This window comes from Bradyrhizobium sp. Arg816 (genome assembly GCF_029989365.1).
GTDB lineage: Bacteria > Pseudomonadota > Alphaproteobacteria > Rhizobiales > Xanthobacteraceae > Bradyrhizobium.
The window spans coordinates 383,101-390,530 of record NZ_JAPRAQ010000007.1; the positions used below are offsets into that span (position 1 = coordinate 383,101).

Below are 7,430 nucleotides of genomic sequence, written 5' to 3' on the forward strand. Positions count from 1 at the left end.
ATGGATATTTATTGGGCGACCGTCCCCTGCAACTTGCCGAGCGCGTTCTCGACGACTTCCAGCGTGTAGGGCTTCTGGACCACCGGCGCGGACGCCAGCTCGTCCGGGATCGGCGCGCGCTCGCCATAGCCGGTCGCGAACATGAAGGGCACGCCGATCTCCTTCAGCTTCTCGGCCACCTTGATGCTGCTCTCGTTGCCGAGGTTGAGATCGAGCAACGCAAAACCCGGACGCGTGCGCTCGATCGCGCGCAACGCCTGGTCGACGCTCGCCGCAGTATCGACATGGCGGGCACCGAGATCGAGCAGGATGACTTCCGCCGCCATGGCGATGATCAGATTGTCCTCGACGATCAGTGCCGTCTCGGAAATTCGCGGACGGGCGGGTTGCTGCTCCTCGACGCGCATGGCGGCTCCTGCGATTGATGGTACCAGTTCGACGAAATTGGGCGGGATGACGAATTTGGCCTGGACACCCAACAGGTCGAACCGGATCTCGGCTTCGCCCTTGAGGTCGAACGGCACCGATCGCTCGATGATGGTGGTGCCGAAGCCGCGGCGCGACGGCGGCTGCACCGGCGGCCCGCCGCTCTCCTTCCACTCGATCTCGAGGCTCGAATTCGGATCGAGCCGCCAGACCACCTCGACCTGGCCGGTGGAATCCGCGAGCGCGCCGTATTTGGCGGAATTGGTCATCATCTCGTGCACGACCAGCGCCAGCGTCGCGAACGCCTTGGGATCGAGCGCGACGTCGGGCCCGCCCATCTTCACGCGGCCGGCGCGCGCGCCGAGATAGGCGCCGGCCTCGGACTCGACCAACGAGCGCAGCGCAACCGGCGCCCAGTTCAAATTGGTGATCTGGTCGTGGGCGCGGGCCAAGGCCTGGATGCGGCCGCCGAGCACGCCGGCGAACTCCTCGACCGAAGTTGCGGTGTCCTTGCTCTGCGCGACCAGCGCGCGGACGAGGCTCAAGATGTTGCGGACGCGGTGATTGAGCTCGGCGATCATCAGCTCCTGCCGCTCCTGCGCGCCGCGACGCTCGCGGGCGGCAAGGTCGGACAGTTGCAGGATCACTTCGAGCAGCGTGACGCGCAGGCTCTCGGCGATGCGGATGTCGGCCCTGGACCACGGTTTCGACTGGCCCGCCACCGTTTCCTGCCACAGCTCAAAGCTCTTGCGCGGCGTCAGGCGTGGTCCGTTCGGACCCTCGTCATAGACCTTGTCGGGCGCGCCGGCCCAGTTCACCGAGCGCACGACCTCGCGCCGGAAGAAGATCAGGCAATCCCGCGGGGTCCGCGAGATCGGAATGGCGAGGAATCCGGCCGCGCGGTCGCGAAAGGACTGGCCAGCAGCATAGACCTTGGCAATCTCGGCACTGGCGAAAATCCGTCCCGGCGAGGTCCGGTTGATGAAGGCGACCAGCTCCTTCACCTCGTCCTCGGTCGGCGTCTGGCCCTGAAGCGTGATCTTGTTGTCGGACCACACCGCCACACCGTCGCAATCGATCATCCCGCGATAGTCGCCGAGGAAGTCGACGATCGCGCGCCGGCTGTGCTCGTGCGAGGCCGCGGTCTCGATCAACCGCTCCTGCACCTGGTGAGCGCGCATCTCGTAGGCGACATCGCCCTCGCGCTCGCGCCCCTCCACGATCCAGGAGAACATCTGCCCGAACAGCTCGGACGCGGTGCGCTTCTCGAACGAGATGTAGCGCGGCGAATAATGATGGCAGGCGAACAGGCCCCACAGCTTGCCGTCGCGCAGGATCGACACCGACATCGAGGCCCCGACGCCCATGTTGCGCAAATATTCGATGTGGATCGGCGAGACCGAGCGCAGCACGCTCATGGAGAGATCGAGCAGCCCCGTATTGTGCGTGGCCGTCGAAAACAACGCGGCCGGTTTCGAATTGATATCGGCGATGATGCGCAGCCAGTTGCGCTGATAAAGGATGCGGGCCTGTTTGGGGATGTCGGAGGCCGGATAGTGCAGGCCGAGGAACCGCTCGAGGTCGGCTTCGGCAGCTTCAGCGATCACCTCGCCCGATCCGTCCGGGTGAAACTGATAGACCATGACGCGGTCGAATCCGGTCAGGACCTTGAGCTGGCGCGCCGCCTCGCGGGCGAGTTCGGTCATGCCGCGGGTCTTGCGGATTCGCTCCAGCATCAGGCGGACGAGCTCGCCGGAATTGACGCCGGGCTCGCTGACGCTGGGCTCTGCCTCGATGACCAGATAGGCGCCGGAGAAGTGGATGGAGAGATCGTAAGGCGGCTTGCCGGGCTGGAGTTCGACACCGAACATGCGCTCGGTCGTATCGGGACCGCTGAGATGATCGACGCGGCTGCGAATGGTCTCGACGGCGGCTTCCGCGATGACGCGCGACAGCGGCTGCTGGAGCAGGTCGGCGACGTCAGTCCCGAGAAAGCTGCCGACATTGTCGGAGGCCATGCAGATCGTGAAATCCGACAGCACCGTGAGCAGGAAGCCGAACGGCTGGACGCTGCCGGGAATGTGGATCGGCTCGCGATCGCAATTGGTGAGATTGACCGCCTCGTTCATGCGCGGTCCGCCGCCTGCTCGAAGGCCGCGAAGGCGACACGTGCCGATTCGATCGCCTCGTCCTCGTCGCAAGCCTCTTCGTTTTGAAGCTTCGCCAGAAAGCTCTGCCAGAGCCGTTTGCCCGCGCCATGGCCGAGATAGGCGGTGGCCTCGCCGATGCGCGGATCGGCCGCATCGGCGACCGCCTTCAGCAGAAACTTTGCGCCGAGACGGGAGCCCTCCAGAACGTACAACGTGCCGAGCATGCCACTGCGCGTCAGCGGCTGCACGGACACGGTGGATTGCGCGACGCTGCCGAGCTGCACGAGATCGGCCGCGATCGCGGCGCTGCGCGCCCGTTCCCGCCAATCCGGAAGCATCTTGGCGACGCCAGCCTGCACAAGTGCTGCTTCGAGCGGAAGAAGTGCGCCGGCGCTGGCTTGCAGGAAGCGGCGGTAACCGGACATGACTGTGAGGTCGAACGACGAAAGCTGCGCATCGAGCTCCCGGTGCGCATTCGCAGTCGCATCTCTCAATCGTTCGCGGAGTCCGGGAAAACTGCGGCCCACCTGTGTCGAGACGTCCGAAACCCCAGCCAGCATGAAATTTCCCAAACGCGTGCGATGCCGGGGGCGCGATTGCCCCCGAACCGAGCAAACGCCCGGCGGAACCCGATGGTTCCGCCGGTGACGATAAAATGGGATGCAGGCGGCGCTTGGATCTCGTTCGTTTGTCTAACTCCGTCGCACCGGTCTCCTCAGTTCGTACGCGATCTCCGCCCGGGTCATGCCGCAGTCCTGAAGCTCCCGGTCGCTCATGGCGGCGAGCTGATATCGGGCCCGGGATCGTTCACGCCTGATACGGACGATCGCTGCCAACCTGCGCCAGATCGAGACGACCATCGCCGACCGGGGTCGACGACACCGGTCGGCGGACGAGATGGTCCTCAATCCCGTCAGCTCGCAGCCCTCACGGGCGTCTGCGGAAACGGACCGAGCGCTTTCTCGGTCAGGGTCGAGTCGCAATATTCCCGGATCTCCTTGATCTTCCCGTCCTCGAGGCGAAACACCAGGCAGTAGTCGTTGTCATAACGAACGCCCTCGGGCGTGACGTTGTCGCCCTTGGCTTCCACCACGACGACGTCGCCATCGGCGACGAAACGGTGAGCGACGGTGCGGGTCCGGTCACGCAAGCGGGTACGTACATAACCGTGCAGATCGCCAAGGATCGCCTCCTTGCCGGAGAAGGTGCGCGACCAGGAATACTGGCCGGTCACGACCCATCTGGCATCGTCGGCGAGGCTTGCGACGAACAGGGCCCGGTCGCGCGCGGCCGGATCGGGATTGGCGGCGGCGGCAAAGATATCCTGCATCAGTTTCTTGTTGGCGCTCGCGCTCATGGCGGCATCTCCGTTTGGTGGCAACACGGAGATCATCCCTGCCGGATGAGAATTCTTCAAATCGATAGTGGATATGATATCTATTCGCCTCATGAATTTGAATTCGCTTGACCTCAATCTCCTGACCGCGCTCGACGCGCTGCTGCGCGAGGCCAATGTCAGCCGGGCCGCGCTTCGGATCGGGCTGTCGCAGCCGGCCGCGAGCCACGCGTTGCAACGCCTGCGCGACATCTTCGGCGATCCGTTGCTGGTGCGCACCGGCGCGCGCATGGAGCTGACGCCGCGGGCGCAAGCGCTCCGCGCGCCGCTGGCCCAGGCGCTCGACCAGGTGCGCGGGCTGTTCATACCCGACGACTTCGACGCCGCGCGCAGCGAGCGACAATTCCGCCTGATGATGCCGGATCTCGCGGTCGAGCTGCTGATGCCGCCCTTGATGGAAAAAGTGACGCGGGCCGCGCCCAACGTCCGCATCGACGTCGTACCGTGGCGGGGCCCCGCGATCTTTCACGCCGAGTTCGCCCGCACCATCGACCTCGTGATCTCGATCGGCAACGCCTTTAAGGGCTTTCACCGCCAGTTGCTCTACACCGACAGCGACGCGCTGGCGGTGCGACGCGGCCATCCCATGGCTGCGAAGCTGAAGCGGCGCGAGACGTTCCTGGCCGCACGCCATGTCGGCGTCATCATCCGCGGCCAACCGGAGGATCTCATCGACACCTGGCTGCGCGCCAAGGGCATCGAGCGGCACATTTCGCTGGTGGTGTCAGGCTATCTCGAAGCGCTGCACGTCGCCGCCCGCACCGACCTCGTCGCCTTCGTGCCGCGCCGTCTGATCGCGGCGCTGTCGAAGCAGCTCGGCCTCGTCGCGGTGACGCCGCCGCTCGATCCCGGAATCGACGAGCAGTTCATGTTCCATCCGACGCGGGCGCAGATGGACCCGGGCTCGATCTGGCTGCGGCGGCTGATGCTGGCGACGGGACGGGAATTGGAGCAAGCCAAGCGCAAGCTCTCGTAGGGTGGGCAAAGCGGCTTGTCCGCCGAAGCTCGAAGAGCGAAGGCGGAAGCGTGCCCACCACTTCTTTCATAACGCGGATAGATGGTGGGCACGGCGCTTTGCGCCTTTGCCCACCCTACGAAGCCGACGCCCTGCCTTACGCCTTCTGCGCGTCCATCACCTTGCGCACGGCGGGGCGGTCGGACATGCGTTTGAAGTGATCGGCGATCTTCGGCGTGGCATTGATGTCGACGCTGTCGCCTTCGAGCCAGAGCGAGAGCGTGTGGAGGTAGGGATCGCAGATCGTGAACTGGTCGCCCATCACCCAGGGACCTTTGAACATCTTCTGCTCGATCAAGGAGAAGCAGGCGCCCATGGTCTTCGGCACCATCGCCTTCATGTCGGCGAACGAGCTCTCCTGCGTCGCCCAGCGCGCGCCGCGCATCTTGTGGGCATGGTTGATGTGCGCGGTCGAGCAGAGATAGGAATTAAACGACTGCACCTGGGCGAAGTCGAAGGGATCGTCGAGCGGCGCGAGCTTCACCTTGGGGAAGGTCTGCGCGATGTAGGCCAGCATCGCCGGCGTCTCGGTCAGCACGCCGCGATCGGTCACCAGCGCCGGCACGCGGCCCTTCGGATTGATCGCGAGATAGTCCGGGCTGTTCTGCTGGTTATCCTTGAAGCTCAGCCGTTCAGCCGTGTAGTCGGCGCCGGCCTCCTCCAGGGTCATGTAGGTGGCGAGCGCGCAGGTGCCGGTGGCGTAGTAGAGCTTGAGCATGTCGGACCTCATGGGAAAATTGGAAACTAACGGCTGCGGGCCGCCAGGTCCATAGCACGGCGTTCTCCGTGCTTTTGCTCTTCGCAGTTGCCCACCGCCGCCCGCCTGTGCCAAGACGCCCGCAATCGGAGGGGTTTTGTCATGACCGTACTCATCGCCGGCGGCGGCATCGGCGGGCTGACGCTTGCGCTCAGCCTGCACGGAATCGGCGTTCCCGCAAAAGTGTTCGAGAGCGTCGCGGAACTGAAGCCGCTCGGCGTCGGCATCAACGTGCTGCCGCATGCGGTGCGCGAGCTGATCGAGCTCGGGCTGATGGACAAGCTCGACGCCTGCGGCGTACGCACGCGCGAGCTCGCCTATTTCTCCAAGCACGGCAAGCCGATCTGGAGCGAGCCGCGCGGGCTGGAAGCCGGCTACAAATGGCCGCAGTTCTCGATCCATCGCGGCACCCTCCAGCAGCTCCTGCTCGACACTGCGATCGAGCGGCTCGGCCGCGAGAACATCCTGACCAGCCACCATCTGACCGGCTGGACCGAGACGGACAACGGCGTGCGCGCGGATTTCATCGACAGGGCGACCGGCAAGGCTGCCGGCAGATACGACGGCGCGATCCTGATCGCCGCCGACGGCATCCATTCCGCCGTGCGAGAAAAGCTTTATCCGCAGGAGGGACCGCCGATCTGGAACGGCCGCATCCTCTGGCGCGGCGTCACGCCGTCAAAGGCCTTCCTCACCGGCCGCACCATGATCATGGCCGGGCACGAGATCCTGAAATTCGTCTGCTATCCGATTTCGAAGGCGCCCGATGCGGCGGGCAACCATCTGATCAACTGGGTTGCCGAGCGCCACATGCCGCCGACCTATCAGTGGCGCCGCGAGGATTATAACCGCACCGCGCGGCTGGAGGAGTTTCTGCCATGGTTCGAGAGCTGGCAGTTCGACTGGCTTGACGTGCCCGGCCTGATCAAGAACTGCCCGCATGCCTATGAATATCCGCTGGTCGACCGCGATCCGGTGTCGCAATGGACCTTTGGCAAGGTCACGCTGATGGGCGATGCCGCGCATCCGATGTACCCGATCGGCTCGAACGGCGCCTCGCAGGCGATCCTCGATGCCCGCACCATCACCCGCGAGATCCTGGCCCATGGCCCGACGACCGCGGCGCTGCTCGCCTATGAGGCCGAGCGCAGGCCCGCGACCACCGACCTCGTCCTGCTCAACCGCAAGAACGGCCCCGAGCAGGTGATGCAGCTCGTCGAGGAGCGCGCGCCGGATGGTTACGGCGTCGTCACCGACGTGCTGTCGCAGCAGGAGTTGGAAAACATCGCCGCGAACTACAAGCGCGTCGCGGGATTCCAGGTCGAGGCGCTGAATGCGAAGCCGCCGATCGTGAGCGCTGGTGCGCGCGCGGGGGTGTGAGGCTCTCGCTCAAAGCGAGATGTGCATGAATGCGCCCTCGCCCCTTGTGGGAGAGGGCAGCGACGCTGGCAGATGCGGGCTCACTTGGGTGAGGGGTCTGTCTCCGCGAGTGCAATCCGCATTTGAATTCGCGGAGACATACCCCTCATCCGGCGCTTCGCGCCACCTTCTCCCACAAGGGGCCTGTTGCGTAATTCGTCAATTGTGATTCCCTCGGGCAAAGCCTTGGAGGGTAGCGATGGCGGTTAAGCAGACGGGACAGCCGAGCTTTGTGGAAGCGCTGATGCCGAAGGGGGCCGGCGCCAA

General features: G+C 65.0%; 7 protein-coding genes. 2 read left to right on the plus strand and 5 right to left on the minus strand.

Going from position 1 to position 7,430, the window contains the following annotated elements:
- Positions 1-8: 8 nt before the first annotated feature.
- The 4 genes from OWC48_RS20430 to OWC48_RS20445 form a co-directional block, all read right to left on the minus strand.
- Positions 9-2,555 carry an HWE histidine kinase domain-containing protein gene (locus OWC48_RS20430; protein ID WP_282521565.1) on the minus strand — a complete coding sequence of 849 codons (2,547 nt, stop codon included), beginning with the start codon at positions 2,553-2,555 and terminating at the stop codon, positions 9-11.
- Positions 2,552-3,136: a biliverdin-producing heme oxygenase gene (locus OWC48_RS20435; RefSeq protein ID WP_282521566.1), complete on the minus strand. Its 585-nt coding sequence runs from the start codon at positions 3,134-3,136 to the stop codon at positions 2,552-2,554. The genes OWC48_RS20430 and OWC48_RS20435 overlap by 4 nt, the downstream gene beginning before the upstream one ends.
- 132 nt (positions 3,137-3,268) lie before the next feature.
- Positions 3,269-3,436, minus strand: coding sequence for a DUF1127 domain-containing protein (locus OWC48_RS20440; RefSeq protein WP_282521567.1), 168 nt, complete (start codon positions 3,434-3,436; stop codon positions 3,269-3,271).
- A gap of 53 nt (positions 3,437-3,489) precedes the next feature.
- Positions 3,490-3,933, minus strand: coding sequence for a nuclear transport factor 2 family protein (locus OWC48_RS20445; RefSeq protein WP_282521568.1), 444 nt, complete (start codon positions 3,931-3,933; stop codon positions 3,490-3,492).
- Between the two features lie 91 nt (positions 3,934-4,024).
- Here OWC48_RS20445 and OWC48_RS20450 point away from each other — a divergent pair, with 91 nt between their 5' ends.
- Complete coding sequence (locus tag OWC48_RS20450; protein ID WP_282521569.1) at positions 4,025-4,948, plus strand: LysR family transcriptional regulator; 924 nt, start codon at positions 4,025-4,027, stop codon at positions 4,946-4,948.
- A gap of 136 nt (positions 4,949-5,084) precedes the next feature.
- On the opposite strand, the gene OWC48_RS20455 is transcribed toward OWC48_RS20450, so the two are convergent.
- Positions 5,085-5,705, minus strand: coding sequence for a glutathione S-transferase family protein (locus OWC48_RS20455; protein ID WP_282521570.1), 621 nt, complete (start codon positions 5,703-5,705; stop codon positions 5,085-5,087).
- Positions 5,706-5,846: 141 nt separating this feature from the next.
- Here OWC48_RS20455 and OWC48_RS20460 point away from each other — a divergent pair, with 141 nt between their 5' ends.
- Complete coding sequence (locus OWC48_RS20460; RefSeq protein WP_282521571.1) at positions 5,847-7,124, plus strand: flavin-dependent oxidoreductase; 1,278 nt, start codon at positions 5,847-5,849, stop codon at positions 7,122-7,124.
- The last annotated feature ends 306 nt before the right edge of the window (positions 7,125-7,430 follow it).